The 17,353-nt window shown below is 48.9% G+C and carries 16 protein-coding genes; 14 read left to right on the top strand and 2 right to left on the bottom strand.

Features of this window, described 5'->3' with window-relative positions:
- Positions 1–87 precede the first annotated feature (87 nt).
- Positions 88–2,562: a phenylalanine--tRNA ligase subunit beta gene (gene pheT, locus M1L52_RS00500; protein WP_248612879.1), complete on the top strand. Its 2,475-nt coding sequence runs from the start codon at positions 88–90 to the stop codon at positions 2,560–2,562.
- Positions 2,563–2,725: 163 nt separating this feature from the next.
- A complete protein-coding gene (locus tag M1L52_RS00495; protein ID WP_248612878.1) occupies positions 2,726–3,454 on the top strand; it encodes a YebC/PmpR family DNA-binding transcriptional regulator in 729 nt (242 codons plus the stop codon).
- A 61-nt stretch (positions 3,455–3,515) separates the two neighbouring features.
- On the opposite strand, the gene M1L52_RS00490 is transcribed toward M1L52_RS00495, so the two are convergent.
- A complete protein-coding gene (locus M1L52_RS00490) occupies positions 3,516–3,908 on the bottom strand; it encodes a hypothetical protein (RefSeq protein ID WP_248612877.1) in 393 nt (130 codons plus the stop codon).
- Between the two features lie 100 nt (positions 3,909–4,008).
- Between M1L52_RS00490 and lepA the strand changes: the two genes are divergently transcribed.
- The 12 genes from lepA to M1L52_RS00430 all read left to right on the top strand — a co-directional run bounded on the left by lepA (position 4,009) and on the right by M1L52_RS00430 (position 15,487).
- Complete coding sequence (gene lepA, locus M1L52_RS00485) at positions 4,009–5,790, top strand: translation elongation factor 4 (RefSeq protein ID WP_248612876.1); 1,782 nt, start codon at positions 4,009–4,011, stop codon at positions 5,788–5,790.
- 53 nt (positions 5,791–5,843) lie between these two features.
- Entirely contained in the window at positions 5,844–6,440 is a 597-nt protein-coding gene (locus tag M1L52_RS00480) for a Crp/Fnr family transcriptional regulator (RefSeq protein ID WP_248612875.1), read from the top strand.
- Between the two features lie 45 nt (positions 6,441–6,485).
- Positions 6,486–7,511 carry a glycoside hydrolase family 43 protein gene (locus M1L52_RS00475; RefSeq protein WP_248612874.1) on the top strand — a complete coding sequence of 342 codons (1,026 nt, stop codon included), beginning with the start codon at positions 6,486–6,488 and terminating at the stop codon, positions 7,509–7,511.
- Between the two features lie 7 nt (positions 7,512–7,518).
- Positions 7,519–7,818 carry a hypothetical protein gene (locus M1L52_RS00470; protein WP_248612873.1) on the top strand — a complete coding sequence of 100 codons (300 nt, stop codon included), beginning with the start codon at positions 7,519–7,521 and terminating at the stop codon, positions 7,816–7,818.
- Between the two features lie 57 nt (positions 7,819–7,875).
- On the top strand, positions 7,876–9,690 hold the full coding sequence (locus M1L52_RS00465; RefSeq protein ID WP_248612872.1) for a DNA polymerase III subunit gamma/tau: 1,815 nt from the start codon (positions 7,876–7,878) through the stop codon (positions 9,688–9,690).
- 35 nt (positions 9,691–9,725) lie between these two features.
- Entirely contained in the window at positions 9,726–10,088 is a 363-nt protein-coding gene (locus M1L52_RS00460) for an FtsB family cell division protein (protein ID WP_410896772.1), read from the top strand.
- Entirely contained in the window at positions 10,072–10,455 is a 384-nt protein-coding gene (locus M1L52_RS00455; protein ID WP_248612870.1) for a hypothetical protein, read from the top strand. The genes M1L52_RS00460 and M1L52_RS00455 overlap by 17 nt, the downstream gene beginning before the upstream one ends.
- A 126-nt stretch (positions 10,456–10,581) precedes the next feature.
- Positions 10,582–11,355, top strand: coding sequence for a DUF4369 domain-containing protein (locus M1L52_RS00450; protein ID WP_248612869.1), 774 nt, complete (start codon positions 10,582–10,584; stop codon positions 11,353–11,355).
- Positions 11,356–12,714, top strand: coding sequence for a dihydroorotase (locus M1L52_RS00445; RefSeq protein ID WP_248612868.1), 1,359 nt, complete (start codon positions 11,356–11,358; stop codon positions 12,712–12,714). It begins immediately after the preceding gene.
- 59 nt (positions 12,715–12,773) lie between these two features.
- The gene (locus tag M1L52_RS00440; protein ID WP_248612867.1) at positions 12,774–13,559 is read left to right on the top strand and encodes a vitamin B12 dependent-methionine synthase activation domain-containing protein; all 786 of its coding nucleotides are present in this window, start codon (positions 12,774–12,776) and stop codon (positions 13,557–13,559) included.
- 23 nt (positions 13,560–13,582) lie between these two features.
- Entirely contained in the window at positions 13,583–14,698 is a 1,116-nt protein-coding gene (locus tag M1L52_RS00435) for a metallophosphoesterase (protein WP_248612866.1), read from the top strand.
- 30 nt (positions 14,699–14,728) lie between these two features.
- A complete protein-coding gene (locus tag M1L52_RS00430; RefSeq protein WP_248612865.1) occupies positions 14,729–15,487 on the top strand; it encodes a lysophospholipid acyltransferase family protein in 759 nt (252 codons plus the stop codon).
- A 34-nt stretch (positions 15,488–15,521) separates the two neighbouring features.
- Here M1L52_RS00430 and M1L52_RS00425 read toward each other — a convergent pair whose 3' ends face one another.
- Positions 15,522–16,886, bottom strand: a complete 1,365-nt coding sequence (locus M1L52_RS00425) for a TrpB-like pyridoxal phosphate-dependent enzyme (protein ID WP_248612864.1) — start codon at positions 16,884–16,886, stop codon at positions 15,522–15,524.
- Between the last annotated feature and the right edge of the window lie 467 nt (positions 16,887–17,353).

Genomic DNA, 17,353 nt, shown 5'->3' with positions numbered 1-17,353 from the left:
GTACAAATTATTTAATAAGAATGATTGTTGTTTAGCGTTTTTTTTGTAATTTTGCGCCCAAATTCGAATTTAATAAAGTTTTTAGGAATGAACATTTCTTATAAGTGGCTGAAAGAGTACGTTGATTTCGACCTTACACCGCAGCAGGTATGTGACGCAATAACATCGACAGGTCTGGAAGTTGACGCTCTGGAAGAAGTTCAAACAATCCGTGGTGGTCTGAAGGGACTCTATGTAGGCAAGGTGCTTACTTGCGAGACCCATCCAAACAGCGACCACCTGCATGTTACAACAGTAGATTTAGGACATGGAGAGCCTTCGCAGATAGTCTGCGGAGCACCAAACGTGGCTGCTGGTCAGAAGGTTATCGTTGCTGACCTGGGCTGTGTGCTCTATGACGGCGACCAGGAATTTGTCATTAAGAAGTCAAAGCTTCGCGGCGTAGAGTCAAATGGTATGATCTGTGCTGAGGACGAGATTGGCATCGGCACATCGCACGACGGAATTATCGTGCTTCCCGAGGATGCCGTGGTAGGTACTCCTGCCGCAGAATACTATCATCTGGAGAGCGACTGGCTCATTGAGGTGGACATCACTGCCAACCGTGCTGACGGTCTGTCGCACTGGGGGGTGGCACGCGATCTCTATGCTTGGCTGAAATCGAACGGCTACGAGACAGCCCTTCACCGTCCCGTGGTTGATGATTTCGTCGTCGACAATCACGACCTCCCCGTTGAGGTGGTGATAGAGAATACAGAGGCTTGCAAGCGCTACGCCTGTGTGAGCATCACCGACTGTGACGTGAAGGAGTCGCCAGAGTGGCTGAAGAACAAGCTGACAACCATTGGTCTGCGTCCTATAAACAATATCGTTGATATCACGAACTATGTAATGATGGCTCTCGGTCAGCCATTGCACTGCTTCGACGCTGACATGGTGAAGGGTCACAAGATTGTTGTGAAGACCATGCCTGAGGGCACACCTTTCCAGACACTCGATGGTGAGGAGCACAAGCTGAGCGATCGCGACCTCGCTATCTGCAACGCTGAGGAGCCAATGTGTATTGCAGGCGTGTTCGGCGGTAAGGGTAGCGGCACATACGAGACAACACGCAATGTAGTGCTTGAGAGCGCATACTTCCACCCAACATGGATTCGTAAGTCGGCACGTCGCCACGGCCTTTCTACCGATGCATCGTTCCGCTTCGAGCGTGGCGTAGATCCCAATGGAACCGTTGAGGCCTTGAAATATGCTGCAATGCTCTGTAAGGAGTTGGCTGGCGGTAAGGTGTCAATGGAAATCAAAGACGTTTATCCCGAGAAGATGGAGAACGCACGTGTTGACCTGAAGTACAGCTATGTTCACTCGCTCGTGGGCAAGGATATTCCTGTAGAGAAGATAAAGAGCATCTGCGAGTCGCTGGAAATGAAGATTCTCAGCGAGAGTGCTGAGGGATTGCTCCTTGAGATTCCAGGTTATCGCGTTGACGTGACCCGTCCATGCGATGTCGTTGAGGACATCCTTCGCATATATGGATATAATAATGTGGAGATTCCTACACAGCTGAAGTCTTCGCTCGTGATAAAAGGTGATGAAGACCGCAAGCACAAGCTGCAGAACCTCGTGTCAGAACAGCTCGTGGGTGCAGGCTTCAACGAGATACTTAACAACTCGCTGACAAAGGCCGCATATTATGAGGGAACTAGTAAAACTAGTGAGACTAGTGCGGCTAGCACCTTAGTCCGTATTATGAACCCCCTCAGCAGTGACCTCAACGTTATGCGCCAGACCCTGTTGTATGGCGGCCTTGAGAGCGTTGAGCACAACGTGAAGCGCAAGGCTCAGAACCTCCGCTTCTTCGAGTTCGGCAACTGCTATTTCTTCGATCCTGAGAAGCAGAACGATGAGAACCCGATGCAGGCTTACAAGGAGGAGAACTACCTCGGACTGTGGATCACTGGTAAGCGTGTAGAGGGCTCTTGGGCACATCCTAATGAGGACTCAAGCTACTTCGAGCTGTCGGCATTTGTTCAGAATATCCTGAGCCGCATTGGCATGAAGCCCGGTTTGATGGTGACAAAGAAGTCGGAGAACGAGAACTTCTCTGCTGGCATCGTTATCGAGAACCGCGGTGGCAAGAAGCTCATTGAGATGGGCGTGCTGTCGAAGAAGCTCCTGAAGAAGTTCGACCTCAACCAGCCTGTCTATTTCGCAGAGCTGAACTGGTCGCAGCTGATGAAGGCTACAAAGAAGAACGAGGTGACCTTCACCGAGGTGTCTAAGCATCCTGCCGTGAGCCGTGACCTCGCATTGCTGATAGACAAGAACATAGAGTTCGCACAGGTGGAGCAGATTGCCCGCCAGACTGAGAAGAAACTGCTGAAGAGCGTTGAACTGTTCGATGTCTATGAGGGCGACAAACTGCCTGCTGGCAAGAAGTCGTATGCAGTGAACTTCATCCTTCAGGATACCGAGAAGACAATGAACGACAAGCAGATTGACGCAATCATGCAGAAGCTCATTGCGAACCTGAAGAAACAGCTTGGCGCTGAGTTGAGATAAGCCCACCCCAACCCCTCCCCAAGGGAGGGGAGTATAATTAGACTCGTGGGATGGGAAAAAAGAGAAACAATATAAAATAACAATAAGTATAAACAAATTTAATTAAGGGGACCCCAGGTGTATATAGACACCCCTCCTTTGGGGAGGGGTTGGGGGTAGGCTTATGGGAAGAGCATTTGAATATCGTAAAGCTACGAAGCTTAAGAGATGGGGCCACATGGCCAAGACGTTTACCAAGATTGGCAAGCAGATCGCTATTGCTGTAAAGGCAGGCGGTCCAGAGCCTGAGAACAACCCTGCACTACGCGCTATCATCGCCAATGCAAAGCGTGAGAACATGCCGAAGGATAACATCGAGCGTGCTATCAAGAACGCTATGGGTAAGGACCAGAGTGACTACAAGGAAGTGACATACGAGGGATATGGCCCCCACGGAGTGGCTATCTTCGTTGAGACACTTACCGACAACACCACACGTACCGTGGGTGATGTTCGCTCGGTGTTCAATAAGTTCAATGGTAACCTTGGTACACAGGGCTCACTGTCGTTCCTCTTCGACCACAAGGCTGTGTTCACATTCAAGAAGAAGGACGGTCTTGACATGGACGAGATGATTCTCGACCTGATTGACTACGGTGTAGAGGATGAGTACGACGAGGATGAGGAGGAGAACAGCATCACAATCTATGGTGAGCCTTCATCGTTCTCTGCCATTCAGAAGCATCTCGAGGAGAACGGATTCGAGGTAACAGGTGCTGAGTTTACTCGCATCCCTAACGACCTGAAGGACGTTACAGCTGAACAGCGCGAGACCATCGACAAGATGATTGAGAAGCTCGAGGACTTCGATGATGTGCAGACTGTTTACACAAACATGAAGCCAGAAGAGTAATCTCGGAAAGAATTATAAAAAAGAGAGCGTGTTTTTCAATCGAAGAACACGCTCTCTTGTTTTATTGATAGTCTTCTTTTGTGAGAGTGGTCTCGCTTAGAAGAAGTCCATGCTGCTTTTGCGAATAATAACTGTATTTGAAGGAAAAACCTGCTTTCTTGTAATCACGAGTTAATGTAGAGTTGCGCAACTCTTCCAATAACAAATCGTGAATCTTGTCTTGCTGGTCCTTTACGCTTACAGTGTCCATGATTCCTATTAGGGTATAGAAATAGTGCATGGTCTTTGTGTCGCGCTCAAAACGGCAACTGTCAAGTATTACAGTCTCAGCTTCATACTTCGGACAGTTCTTTTCAGTATAGTCTTTTAAGGCGCGCTCTGCCTGATCTTCAAGTGACTCCTGACAGGAAACGAGGAGCATCGCCATGAACAGTAACGTAGTTAATTTCTTCATCGTTTGCTTGTTTTTGGATGCAAATGTACATAAAAAAAGCTAAAATGATATGCGATTGATGATTTTTTTGTATTTTTGCAACATAAAGTAGGCTACACAAATGAATCATATTAGAAATTTCTGTATAATAGCGCATATAGACCACGGAAAGTCAACACTTGCCGATCGTCTCCTTGAACGTACAAAGACCATCCAAGTGACTGAGGGACAGATGCTTGACGACATGGATCTTGAGCGCGAAAGAGGTATAACCATTAAAAGCCACGCCATCCAGATGGAGTATGTGAAGGATGGTGAGAAATATATCCTGAATCTTATTGACACTCCGGGCCACGTGGACTTCTCCTACGAGGTGAGCCGTTCTATCGCCGCATGCGAGGGCGCTCTTCTCGTTGTTGATGCCACACAGGGCGTTCAGGCACAGACAATCTCCAACCTGTATATGGCTATTGACCATAACCTGGAGATTATTCCTGTCATAAACAAGATTGACATGCCTTCGGCAATGCCCGATGAGGTGGAAGACGAGATTGTTGACCTCATAGGCTGTGACCCGTCAGAGATAATTCGTGCCTCGGGCAAGACAGGTGAGGGCGTTGACGAGATACTCGACGCTGTCGTTGAGCGCATACCACATCCTGTGGGCGACGAGAAGGCACCGCTTCAGGCGCTTATCTTCGACTCGGTGTTCAACTCGTTCCGTGGCATCATTGCCTATTTCAAGGTGCTGAACGGTACTATTGCCAAGGGTGACAAGGTGAAGTTCTTTAACACCGGAATGGAATATGAAGCCGATGAGGTGGGCGTGCTGAAGATGGACATGATACCACGCAAGGAGTTGCATACAGGTGATGTGGGCTATATCATCAGCGGCATCAAAGATTCTAAGGAAGTAAAGGTGGGTGACACCATTACTCATGTGGCTCGTCCTTGCGACAAGGCTATCGAGGGCTTCCAGGAAGTGAAGCCGATGGTGTTCGCCGGCGTATATCCCATTGATCCTACAGACTATGAGAACCTGCGTGCTTCTCTCGAGAAGCTACAGCTTAACGATGCCTCGCTGACCTTCATGCCTGAGACATCAATAGCGCTGGGATTCGGTTTCCGTTGTGGCTTCCTCGGACTGCTCCACATGGAGATTGTGCAGGAGCGTCTGGACCGTGAGTTTGACATGGATGTCATCACGACAGTGCCAAACGTTACCTATATGTGCTACACGAAGCAGGGCGAGGTGAAAGAGGTGCATAACCCTTCGGGAATGCCTGAACAGGTGATGATAGACCATATCGAGGAACCATATATCAAGGCCTCGATAATTACTTCTGCTGAGTTCATCGGTCCTATTATGACGCTGTGTCTTGACAAGCGTGGTGAGCTTATTGACCAGCAGTATGTGAGCGGCAACCGTGTGGAACTGCATTTCATGTTGCCTTTGGGCGAGATTGTCATTGACTTCTATGACAAGCTGAAGAGTATCTCTAAGGGCTACGCTTCGTTCGACTACTATGTCGATTCGTTCCGTCCTTCGAAACTCATAAAGCTTGATATACTGCTTAACGGCGAACCTGTCGATGCGCTGTCAACGCTGACCCATCAGGACAATGCTGTGGCTTTCGGACGTCGCATGTGCGAGAAGCTTAAGGAACTCATACCACGTCAGCAGTTCGATATTGCCATTCAGGCCGCCATTGGCGCAAAGATCATTGCCCGTGAGACAGTGAAGCAGGTGCGAAAGGATGTGCTTGCTAAATGTTATGGCGGTGACGTGAGCCGTAAACGTAAACTGCTTGAAAAACAGAAGCGAGGTAAGAAGCGAATGAAACAGATAGGAAATGTGGAAGTTCCGCAGAAAGCTTTCCTCGCAGTACTGAAACTCGATTAATATATCAATCATTACACTAACCACTAAGCCAAACAAAAAAAAGAATCAAAATTATGGCAAACCTAAGTTTAACAAAGAGAGATGTCGCTCGCGAGCTGGCTCGCCGGTATAGTACGATGACTCATGATGAGCTCGATATCCTTGAAAGCGTGCTCGTGCCAAAGAAGTACGCCAAGGGCGAGATAATGCTGGCTGAAGGCCAGACATGCTCAAATATTTATTGGGTTGTCAAGGGCCTTGTAAGACAGTATTACTTCAAGAACAAAAAGGAGGTCACAGAGTATATGGCGGCCGAGAACACTATCGTTATGAGTATTGAGAGCCTGTTCAGGGAGCAGCCCTCCGTTCAGATTATACAGGCTCTGGAGCCAACGCTGGTCTATGTTCTGCCAAAGTCAGAACTTGAGGCGGTAGCCATGCGTAGCGTGAACATACAGATACTCTACCGTAAGATACTCGAGGAGTCGCTCATCATCAGTCAGCAGCGTGCCGACATGCTGCGCTTTGAGAGCGCACAGGATCGCTATCAGAAGCTGATGAAGAGTGCTCCACAGCTGGTGCTCCGTGCTCCACTAGTTTACATCGCGAGCTATCTGCAGATGACACCCGAGACGCTTAGCCGCGTGCGCACAGCGTCACTTGCGGGTTAAGAGAATATATCTATATCGACAATAATTAAAAATACAATAAAGCGAATGATGAAGTCAAAGTTTTTCCTCATAGTGGCTGTAATGATGGCCCTGTGTCCTGTTGCTATTAACGCAAAGAAGTTCTCAAAGTATTTGTTTGTCTATTTCCCATCAAATGACAATGAGAACATATACTACGCTTTGTCTGACAAGGACACTCCTTTCGATTTCGTTCCCATGAACGATGGCAAGATGGTTGTCAGTGCCGACACCATAGCTCTGAAGAAGGGTGTGCGCGATCCCCATATACTGCGTGGCAACGACGGATGGTTCTATATGGTGAACACTGATATGCGCTGTGCAGAAGGATGGGCAAGCAACCGTGGCATGGTGCTCATGCGTTCAAAGGACCTCGTGAACTGGCAGCATTCTACCGTTCACTTCCCTGAGAAATATAAGGGCACAAACTTTGCCAACGTCACTCGCGTATGGGCACCAGAGGTTATATGGGATCCACAGGCAAAGAAGTATCTCGTTTATTTCTCACTCCTGACAAACGACGGTACGATACCTTACGACAAGGTGTTCTACTGCTATGCAAACAAAGACTTCACCGACCTTGAGGGTGAGCCAATCTATTTCTATGACCGTGGCTCTGCTACCATCGACATGGATATAGTATATAGCCATAAGGACAAGCTCTATCATGCGTTCTATAAGAACGAGGGCGAGGGCGGCATCTGCAAGGTGACTGCAAAGACGCTTACTCCTGCTCCTGGTCAGCCAGCCGGTTCGCAGTGGAGTCAGCCAAGCGGAAAACTGCAGCAGACAAAGGTTGCTGTAGAGGGTGCTGGTGTGTGGCCTCTCATCAGCAAGAAAGGCAAGTGCAAGAAACCCGAGAAGTGGATACTCATGTATGACTGCTACGGCTCTGGCTACTACCAGTTCTGTGAGACCAGCGACCTGTCGAACTTCAAACTGAAGCATCAGACAGAGACCAAGGGTATGTTCACTCCTCGTCACGGTACTGTGCTTCCTGTTACTGAGAAAGAGGTTAAGCGTATTAAGCAGTTGTTGGACGCTAAGAAATAAAAAGGCAATGGTTATCCATCCAGGCGAGAACCCTAAAGAGAAAATCGTTTACTTCGAGTGCACACGGCTCGTTTTAGAACATCGCATACTTAAGGCTGTAAAATACTACAGAGACCAAACAGGCGTGAGCCTTGAAGAGGCAAAAGAGTTTATCGATAAACTGTGTGATCAAAATGGAGTTGAGAAGGAAACAGGACCCCTCACTTTTGGGGAAAAGATTTTCTTATGTTTCGTCGTGTTTGCGATAATTGGTGGAGTGATAGCCCTGATAGGCATACCCATTAAACTTCTCTTTTTTTCTAATTGATGCTTTAAGTGGGTGTTCAGGCTATAGTAAATAAAAGATTGTAATATTTAGATATAAATGGAATATATAGTATCGGCGCGAAAATACCGTCCGATGTCGTTCGACACGGTGGTTGGTCAGGCAGCTCTGACCACTACGCTTAAGAACGCGGTGAAGAGCGGAAAGCTGGCTCATGCCTACCTGTTCTGCGGACCGCGAGGCGTGGGAAAGACCACTTGTGCACGTATCTTTGCAAAAGCCATAAACTGTCAGAACCCAACGGCTGACGGTGAGGCTTGTAACGAGTGCGAGAGCTGTCAGTCGTTCAACGAGCAGCGCTCGCTGAACATCTTTGAGCTTGATGCTGCGTCAAACAACTCCGTGGAGCACATAAAGACGCTCATGGAGCAGACACGCATCCCGCCTCAGTTGGGTAAGTATAAGGTGTTTATCATTGACGAGGTCCACATGCTTTCTACGGCAGCCTTCAATGCCTTCCTAAAGACGCTTGAGGAGCCACCTGCACATGTATTATTTATCCTTGCTACGACAGAGAAGCATAAGATTCTTCCTACCATCCTCAGCCGTTGTCAGATTTATGACTTTGAGCGTATGACGGTGCAGAACACCATTGCTCACCTAAAGTCAGTGGCCGATAAGGAAGGAATAAAATATGAGGAGGAAGCACTTGCCGTGATAGCTGAGAAAGCCGATGGCGGCATGCGCGATGCACTCTCGATATTTGACCAGGCTGCATCGTTCTGTCAGGGAAACATAACCTATCAGAAGGTTATTGAAGACCTTAACGTGCTCGACTCCGAGAACTATTTCCGAATGGTTGACCTCGCTCTTGAGAACAAGGTCTCTGATATGATGGTGTTGCTTAACACTGTCATCAACAACGGCTTCGATGGCGGACTGCTCGTTCAGGGCTTGGCAAAACATGTGCGTAATGTCATGATGGCAAAAGACCCACAGACGCTGCCACTGCTCGAAGTGAGCGAACAGGCTCGTGAACGCTATCAGCAGCAGGCACAGCGTGCGCCACTGACGTTCCTTTACGAGGCTCTGCGCGTGATGAACCAGTGTGACATAAACTATCGTCAGTCATCGAACAAGCGTCTGCTCGTGGAGCTGACACTCATCGAGGTGGCACAGATCACTCAGCCCGGCGAGGGGGCTGGCAGTGGGCGTAAGCCCAGAAGGCTAAAATCCCTGTTTAAGCAACTGATTCAGCGATCTCAGCCCCAGGTGAAAGCGGCTCCACAGGTGGCTGCGGCTGAGAAGCATGAGTCAAGGAGTGCTCAGAGTGTTCAGAGTAATCTGAGTGCTCAGAATACTCAGAATCCTCAGAATCCTCTGAATAATCAGAACTCTCAGACCGCTCAGACTCCTCGTCCTAATGGCAGACCTGCGTTGAAGGTTTCGCAACTTGGCATGTCATGGTCGAACCTTCGTCGCCAGGCTAATCCTAAGATGAACATATTGCCAGGCACGCAAGGAGTTGAGACTGTTAACAGTCAGGAATCTGCCACGTTCACTCAGGATGATCTGGAACTGCAATGGATGTCCATGTGTAATCGCATGCCGCAGAAATATAGTGGTATAGCGGCTCGCATGAAGAACATGAATCCGGTGATACTGGAACTGCCGGCTTTGGAACTCGTGGTTCCCAACGAAATCATTAAGACTGAGGTGGAGACGATTCTTGGCAGTATTCAATCCACTCTGCGCATGTATCTTCACAATAGCGGTATCACGCTGACGTTGCGTGTGGCAGAACGTGAGAAACAAGAGCGTATCCTCACTCGAAGAGAGCAGTTCGAGGAAATGGAAAAGGCAAATCCGTCTGTGGCTAAGCTTAAAGAGATGTTCGACCTCGAGTTGGCATAGACAAGGACGAAACGAAAGAATGAAAGAATAAGATGATGAAAAAACTGAAAGAGGTATTATTGAACATAATCCAACTATGGTATTTCAAATACGTGGTGGTGTGTGTGCTTGGCATCCTCATAGTGGGTTTCTTGGATGAGAACAGCGTGCTGAGCCATTTCAATAATGTTAATCGCATAGGCGAGCTCCGTGAAGAGATTGTCAAGTACGAGGAGATTAACGCAAAGAACAAGGAGCAGATACGTAAGCTTCAGGAAGACCCGAAGGCGATAGAGAAGATAGCTCGTGAGCGCTATTTCATGAAGGCTGACGATGAAGACATCTTCGTGCTTAGCGACGAGGGTGAGGAGGAAGTTAGTCCGGAACCAAAACCTGTGAAGAATGAAACAGCTAAATAAGTGGCAGGCAATAGCCTATGCCTTGGGTGGCATAGTGATGGTTGTTGGAGCAGGCCTGTGCGTGCTTCTGTTCTCATGGGCTCCATACGTCTATGCCATTGGTGCAATAGTCTTTACGTCAATGCAGATGATTCAGCGCTACGACGGACCAAGCATAACCGTTCGCCGTCTGCGTCGCATACTGCTTCTTAGTGACTTCCTGTTCCTGATTACGGCGGTACTGATGTTTGCCTCGAAGGGTAACTTCTTTGGACTGCCCCATATCGCGTACGTACAATATATATATAATAAGTGGGTAGCCACCCTGCTGCTTGCAGCCATCATCCAACTCTATGCCATTCACCGTATTGACCATGAGTTGAAGTAAGGAAAATTGGAAAAAAACTATAAAAGTTTGCGCAGTTGTTTTAAATTGCGCAAATTTTTTTTTCTACTTCGATATATCGTAGTACTTTTGCAATTGCGTTAGATTGGATTATATTAAAGACTCTATATGGTTAGACTGCTTTATTTCATGGCATTTGTGATGTGTCTTGCATCATGTGCAGAATCATATAACATACAAGGCTCGTCATCTGTTTCTTCACTCGATGGCAGCAAGCTCTATCTGAAGGCGGTGAAGAACAAGAAGGTAGAGAATATTGATTCTTGCGAAGTGGTGCATGGTAAGTTCCATTTCACAGGAACTCTTGATACAACACGTTTTGTCAACCTATTCATGGATGAGCGTCCGCTGATGATGCCAATAGTCCTTGAGAAGGGTGAGATTGTCGTGAAGATTGGCGATTCATCGCAGCGTGTCAGTGGTACTCCTCTCAACGAGCTGCTCTATTCGTTCCTTGAACTGCACAACCAGCTGAACAATCGCATGAACGAGCTTGGACACCGTGAGAGTCAGATGTTGCTCGATGGTATTGACGAGAACGAGATAGCAGCCACACTCTCTGTTGAGGCAGAGCAGATAGCTATGGAAGAGGATACGCTCGTCACGAACTTCATAATCCGCAACAGCAACAATGTCCTTGGCCCTGGAGTGTTCATGATGCTCACGGCAGGATTGGAATATCCCGTCCTTACTCCACAGATAGAGCATATCATGAGTCAGGCATCCGATGCTTTCAAGAACGATGAGTATGTGAGGGAATACTACAAGACTGCCAATGAGATTCAGTCGAAGATGCAGGGCGGCATAGGTGGTGCACCTGCAGTACCGGCAGAGTCAGAGCCTTCCGACTCGGTGATTCGGAAAATCCTTAATGGCGAATAAATGAGAACTATTATTAAAGGCGGTACCATCGTCAATGAGGGTAGGGCGTTTCGAGGCACTATCGTCATCGATGGTGAACGTATAAGTGATATAATTGAAGACGGCGTTTCTTCTTCAGCAATAACCTCCTCTCCATCTCCACAAGGCGATGCCGAGGAGGTTATTGACGCTTCTGGATGCTATGTTCTTCCAGGCATCATTGACGACCATGTTCATTTCCGTGAGCCTGGACTTACTGAGAAAGCCGATATTGACAGTGAGAGCCGTGCTGCAGCAGCAGGTGGCGTCACCACCTATTTCGACATGCCTAACACCTCGCCGCAGACCACAACCCTTGAGGCACTTAGCGAGAAGCATAAGCTGGCAGCAACGAAGAGCCACGTGAACTACTCTTTCTTCTTTGGCGCTACCAACGATAATGTGGAGCTGTTCCCATCTCTTGACCCTCACCTCGTGCCAGGCATAAAACTTTTCATGGGCTCCAGCACAGGAAATATGCTCGTTGATCGTGACGAAGCCCTTGACCGCATCTTCTCTTCAGCTGAGCTGCCCATCATGGTACATTGCGAAGATACGGCCATAATAAACCGTAACATGGAGGAGTTCAAGCAGCGCTTCCATACCGACGACCCGATGGTGGAGTTTCATTCGCTCATACGCAGCGAGGAGGCATGTCTGAAATCTACTATGAAAGCCATTGAGCTTGCCATCAGACATCAGGCGCGTCTTCATATAGCACACATCTCTACTGCTGCCGAACTGGAGCTTATTCCTGCCAACTGCCTGCACACCATTACGGCTGAGGCTACCATTGGCCACCTGTTCTTCTCTCAGGTGGATTATGAGCGCCTGGGGGCAAAGATAAAAGTCAATCCTTCAATAAAAAGCGTGGGCGACCAGGCAGCATTGCGCTATGGTCTCACCGATGGAAGAATAAGCGTAGTGGCTACTGACCACGCTCCTCATCTTCTGTCTCAGAAGCAGGGTGGGGCTGCGCGTGCCACCAGTGGCATGCCTATGCTTCAGTTCTCTCTTGTCACCATGCTTGAGCTTGTTGACGAGGAATGGCTGACCATTGAGCGCCTCGTAGAGCTGATGGCACACAACCCTGCACAAATCTTCGAAGTGCGTGAGCGTGGCTATCTGCGTAAGGGCTATAAGGCAGACATAGCTATTGTTCGTCCGAACTCATCATGGACGGTGACCACCGATGTTATCCAGAGCAAATGCAAGTGGAGTCCTATGGAAGGTCACACATACAATTGGCGCGTGGAGAAAACACTCTGCAATGGTCATCTCGTCTATGACAATGGCAAGGTAGATGCAAGTTATATCGGACAGCCAGTAGCATTTAGGTAACTAACCTCTCACCTCTTACCTCTCACCTCTCACTTCTCACCTCTAGTCACTCACCTCTAATGATTCTCGACTACGACATATCAACCATTGAGCCCTATATCAACTGGAGCTACTTCTACTATGCGTGGCAGTTGAAAGATGCCTCACAGCATCCCGTCATCCGTCGCGAGGCAGAAGAGTTCCTTCATGATGTGTCGTCGCGTTACAAGGCCCACGCTTTGTTCCGTCTTGTCGATGTGCATTCCGATGGTGATGATATTGTCATAGATGATGATGGCGAACGACTTGTCCTGCTTCGCCAGCAGACAAGCGACAGCCACTATCTGTGTCTCTCAGACTTCATTAGTCCGAAGCATGATCGCATGGGGCTTTTCGCTACCAGCGTAGATGTAGGCATGGAGACCGATTTCGATGGTGACCCATACGCAAAGATGATGGCTCAGTTGCTTGCCGACCGCCTTGCTGAGGCTGCTGCCGAGCGCATGCACGAAGAGGTGAGGACCCACTACTGGGGCTATGCCAAGGACGAGCATCTTACCATCGATGAGCTCCATTGTGAGCGTTTCCAGGGCATACGTCCTGCCGTAGGCTATCCTTCGCTGCCCGATGCAAGCATGAACTTCCAGCTTGACCGTCTGCTTGACATGAAGCAGATTGGCATACGCCTCACGGAGAGTGGAGCCATGCATCCCCACGCGAGTGTGTCAGGACTGATGATTTCCCATCCTGCGGCACGCTATTTCTCCATAGGCATGGTAGGCGATGACCAGCTTCGCGACTATGCCCGCAGGCGTGCTGTGCCAGTAGAGGTGGCCAAAAGGTTCCTAGCTGGCAATCTTCAATAGTGTTTCATAATTATTTCATGACTATGATAGCAAACTCATTCATAATATTCCTTCTTTTGATTCTGGTGCCCGACATCTATCTGTGGTACCGCTATCTGCGCAAGAAAGCCTTCTGGATGCAGGGACTATGGTTCGTTGTCACGATAGCATTCGTGGTGGCAACGGTATTGTTTGCGCAGGAGGAAGACTTCGTGCCAACGGACATGACGTGGCTGAACCTCTATCTTCTCTTGATGGGTCTCGTGACAGCTCCGAAGATAGTGTTCTCGTTCTGTTCGCTGTTTGGCGAGAAGGGTCGCAAGACATCTCTCGTGCTCATACCCCTGCTTTGGCTGGCTGTGCTCTATGGTTCTTTCATTGGCAACCGCTGTCTTGAGGTGAAGCATGTGGAGCTGGCGTTCAGCGACCTTCCTGAAGCCTTCGACGGCTATCGCATAGTTCATTTCTCCGACCTCCATGTGGGCACCACTCCTGAGTCTCTCATCCGCGAGGTAGTGGATAGCATCAATGGCCAGAAGGCCGACCTCATTGCTTTTACTGGCGACCTGAAGAATAAGTTGCCTGACGAGGTCATCCCCTATAAGGAGCTGCTTGCCACGCTGAAGGCAAAGGACGGTGTATATACCGTCATGGGCAATCATGACTACTCCATGTATTTCGCTGGTTCTGGCGATGAGAAATACTATCAGGAACGTCGCATGCGAGAACAGGAGTACGACATGAAGTGGCGCATGCTTGACAACTTCCATGAGGCTATAACGCGCGACAGCTTTTCCATCACCGTCTCAGGCATGGAGAACGACGGCGAGGGACGCTTCCCTCAGTTGGGCGACATAAACAAGGCCCTTCGCGGACTGGACAGACAGTCATTTGTAGTAATGCTTGAGCACGACCCGTCGGCTTGGCGTCGCAAGATTCTGCCTGAGTGTCACGCTCAGCTGACGCTTAGTGGCCACACCCACGGCATGCAGTTTGAAATCTTCGGCTGGTGTCCGCTGAGTATCCTTAATCGCGACTGCGACGGCCTTTACCGTGTTGGCGAGCGCTGCCTCTATGTCACTAAGGGCGTAGGCGGCGTAGTGCCTTTCCGTCTGGGCTGTGCTCCAGAGATAGTAGTCATAACACTTCGTAAGAAATAACCATTAACCCATCATAATCCATCATTCCACATGAAATATCTTTATCGTTTATATCAGATTCTTATTGTTCTCCCTCTGTTCCTGTTGGCAACCATCCTTGTGGTGCTGTTCGTCACCGTTGGCTGTACCCTTGGCAATGGCCACTATTGGGGCTATGTGCCTGGTCGCTGGTGGTCATGGATAATAATTAAGCTGTTCCTGTTGCCTGTAAAGGTCGAGGGACGTGAGAATCTGGAGAAGGACCAGTCTTATGTCTTCGTGGCAAACCATCAGGGCGCTTTTGATATATTCCTTATCTATGGCTTCCTGCATCGTAACTTCAAGTGGATGATGAAGCACCAGCTGCGCAAGCTGCCTCTCATAGGCTATGCCAGCGAGAAGTCTCATCAGATATTTGTTGATAAGCGTGGACCGAAAGCCATCAAGGCTACCTATGACAAGGCTCGCGATACACTTACCGAGGGCATCAGCCTCACCGTGTTCCCAGAGGGCGCGCGCACGTTTACAGGCCACATGGGACTCTTCCGTCGTGGTGCCTTCGCCCTTGCCGATGAGCTTCAGCTGCCAGTCGTTCCTCTGACTATCAACGGCTCTTTCAATGTCATGCCTCGCATGCGTGACTTCCGTTTCGTGGAGTGGCATCCGCTGACGCTTACCATTCATCAGCCCATCTATCCAATAGGAAAGGGTGACGAAAATATTTCCGCCACCCTCAATCAGGCTTACGACTCAGTGATGTCTGCCCTTGTTCCTGAATATCAGGGCTATGTGGAGAACCCTGACCAGTAATTCGGGCTGTTGAGTCGTAACAAATCTTTTCTTCTTATTTTATAATCTGTTCCAGATCAGCCACGTTCTTCTCTATGACGTCGTCGGTGAGCGAGTAGTTCTGCAGGTCGCCCTTGATGAACGACTCGTATGAAGGCATGTCTATGAGCCCGTGACCAGAGAGGTTGAACAGTATCACCTTCTCTTCGCCAGTCTCCTTGCACTTCTTTGCCTCGCGAATGGTGGCAGCAATGGCGTGACAGCTCTCTGGAGCAGGAATGATGCCCTCTGTGCGAGCGAAGAGCATACCAGCCTCGAAGGTCTCAAGCTGTGGGATGTCCACACCATGCATGTATCCGTCTTTTATGAGCTGCGACACTATCATGCCTGCACCGTGGTAGCGCAGACCGCCAGCGTGGATGTTTGAAGGCTTGAAGTTGTGCCCCAGCGTGTACATTGGCAGCAGAGGGGTGTAGCCAGCCTCGTCGCCGAAGTCATACTGGAACTTGCCTCGTGTCAGCTTAGGACAGCTGTCGGGCTCGGCTGCTATGAACTCCGTCTTCTTACCGTCCTTAAGGTTGTGGCGCATGAAGGGGAATGCTATGCCGCCGAAGTTTGAACCACCGCCGAAGCATGCTATGACCATATCAGGATATTCGCCTGCCATCTCCATCTGCTTCTCAGCCTCCAGACCTATGATGCTCTGGTGGATGGCTACGTGGTTGAGCACTGAGCCCAGCGTGTATTTACAGTTAGGTGTAGTGGTGGCCAGCTCCACAGCCTCAGAGATGGCTGTGCCAAGCGAACCAGTGTGGTTCGGGTCTCGTGTCAGGATGTCCTTGCCAGCGCGTGTTGACATCGAGGGAGAGCCTTCTACAACAGCGCCGAAGGTGCGCATGATGCTGCTGCGATAGGGCTTCTGCTGCATGGTTATCTTCACCTGATAAACGGCAGCGTCGAGACCGTAGATTTTGGCAGCGTAAGAAAGAGCTGCGCCCCATTGTCCTGCACCCGTCTCAGTAGTAACGTTTGTCGTTCCCTCCTGCTTGGCATAGTAGCATTGTGGAAGAGCAGAGTTAATCTTGTGTGAGCCGAGCGGGTTCGTGCTCTCGTTCTTGAAGTAGATGTGAGCAGGTGTGCCCAAAGCCTCTTCCAGGGCGTAAGCGCGCACGAGTGGGGTAGAGCGATAGTACTTGTATTTCTCCAGCACATCCTCTGGAATGTCAATCCATGCATGCTCTGTATCAAGTTCCTGCACGCAGCATTCGCGTGGGAAGATGTGGGCGAGGTCGTCAACCGTCAGTGGCTCCTTTGTCTGAGGATTAAGTGGTGGTAGGGGCTTGTTAGGCATGTCAGCCTGGATGTTGTACCACTGTGTGGGAATCTCATTCTCCTGGAGAATAAACTTTTTCTGTTTCATAACCGTTGGGTTTTTAATTGTTTGTTGTTTATGTTTTATATTTTTAGTGTCAATTTTTGTTGGTCTTTAATTGGACCTGTTCGTTGTTGTCCTTTAATCGCACCAGTACTTCGTTGTTGGTCTTTCCATCGACCTGTACTTTAAAAGGGCCTGTCGTAAGAACGGCAGACCCTTTCGTGTTTTTATTAACTTCTCTACACAGGTACAGCGACTCACGACTTATTAGAATCTTGAGCAGCGCCACCACGATGTTGAGAAACGTACTTTCATTGTTGTTTTTTGTTGTTATTCTGACTGCAAAAGTAAGACTTTCTGCTGAAACAGCCAAATATTTCTGAATATTTTTCCTATTTAAACATCCTTTTTCTGCATTTATTCGTATTTATACAGTATTTTGTGTATAATTATACTTGTTTGCGGTCGAGTGATATGATTCTATCCTCAGCCTATGCAAAGATGGGGAATTG

It is taken from the genome of Prevotella sp. E13-27, from assembly GCF_023217965.1.
GTDB lineage: Bacteria > Bacteroidota > Bacteroidia > Bacteroidales > Bacteroidaceae > Prevotella.
Note: the sequence above shows the minus strand (reverse complement) of the source record. Positions and strands in the feature narration are given on the sequence as shown.

Bases quoted from the DNA above. Each gene is read 5' to 3' on its own strand.
- pheT (WP_248612879.1), top strand. From the start codon at position 88: ATGAACATTTCTTATAAGTGGCTGAAAGAGTACGTTGATTTCGACCTT.
- M1L52_RS00495 (WP_248612878.1), top strand. From the start codon at position 2,726: ATGGGAAGAGCATTTGAATATCGTAAAGCTACGAAGCTTAAGAGATGG.
- M1L52_RS00490 (WP_248612877.1), bottom strand. From the start codon at position 3,908: ATGAAGAAATTAACTACGTTACTGTTCATGGCGATGCTCCTCGTTTCC.
- lepA (WP_248612876.1), top strand. From the start codon at position 4,009: ATGAATCATATTAGAAATTTCTGTATAATAGCGCATATAGACCACGGA.
- M1L52_RS00480 (WP_248612875.1), top strand. From the start codon at position 5,844: ATGGCAAACCTAAGTTTAACAAAGAGAGATGTCGCTCGCGAGCTGGCT.
- M1L52_RS00475 (WP_248612874.1), top strand. From the start codon at position 6,486: ATGATGAAGTCAAAGTTTTTCCTCATAGTGGCTGTAATGATGGCCCTG.
- M1L52_RS00470 (WP_248612873.1), top strand. From the start codon at position 7,519: ATGGTTATCCATCCAGGCGAGAACCCTAAAGAGAAAATCGTTTACTTC.
- M1L52_RS00465 (WP_248612872.1), top strand. From the start codon at position 7,876: ATGGAATATATAGTATCGGCGCGAAAATACCGTCCGATGTCGTTCGAC.
- M1L52_RS00460 (WP_410896772.1), top strand. From the start codon at position 9,726: ATGAAAAAACTGAAAGAGGTATTATTGAACATAATCCAACTATGGTAT.
- M1L52_RS00455 (WP_248612870.1), top strand. From the start codon at position 10,072: ATGAAACAGCTAAATAAGTGGCAGGCAATAGCCTATGCCTTGGGTGGC.
- M1L52_RS00450 (WP_248612869.1), top strand. From the start codon at position 10,582: ATGGTTAGACTGCTTTATTTCATGGCATTTGTGATGTGTCTTGCATCA.
- M1L52_RS00445 (WP_248612868.1), top strand. From the start codon at position 11,356: ATGAGAACTATTATTAAAGGCGGTACCATCGTCAATGAGGGTAGGGCG.
- M1L52_RS00440 (WP_248612867.1), top strand. From the start codon at position 12,774: ATGATTCTCGACTACGACATATCAACCATTGAGCCCTATATCAACTGG.
- M1L52_RS00435 (WP_248612866.1), top strand. From the start codon at position 13,583: ATGATAGCAAACTCATTCATAATATTCCTTCTTTTGATTCTGGTGCCC.
- M1L52_RS00430 (WP_248612865.1), top strand. From the start codon at position 14,729: ATGAAATATCTTTATCGTTTATATCAGATTCTTATTGTTCTCCCTCTG.
- M1L52_RS00425 (WP_248612864.1), bottom strand. From the start codon at position 16,886: ATGAAACAGAAAAAGTTTATTCTCCAGGAGAATGAGATTCCCACACAG.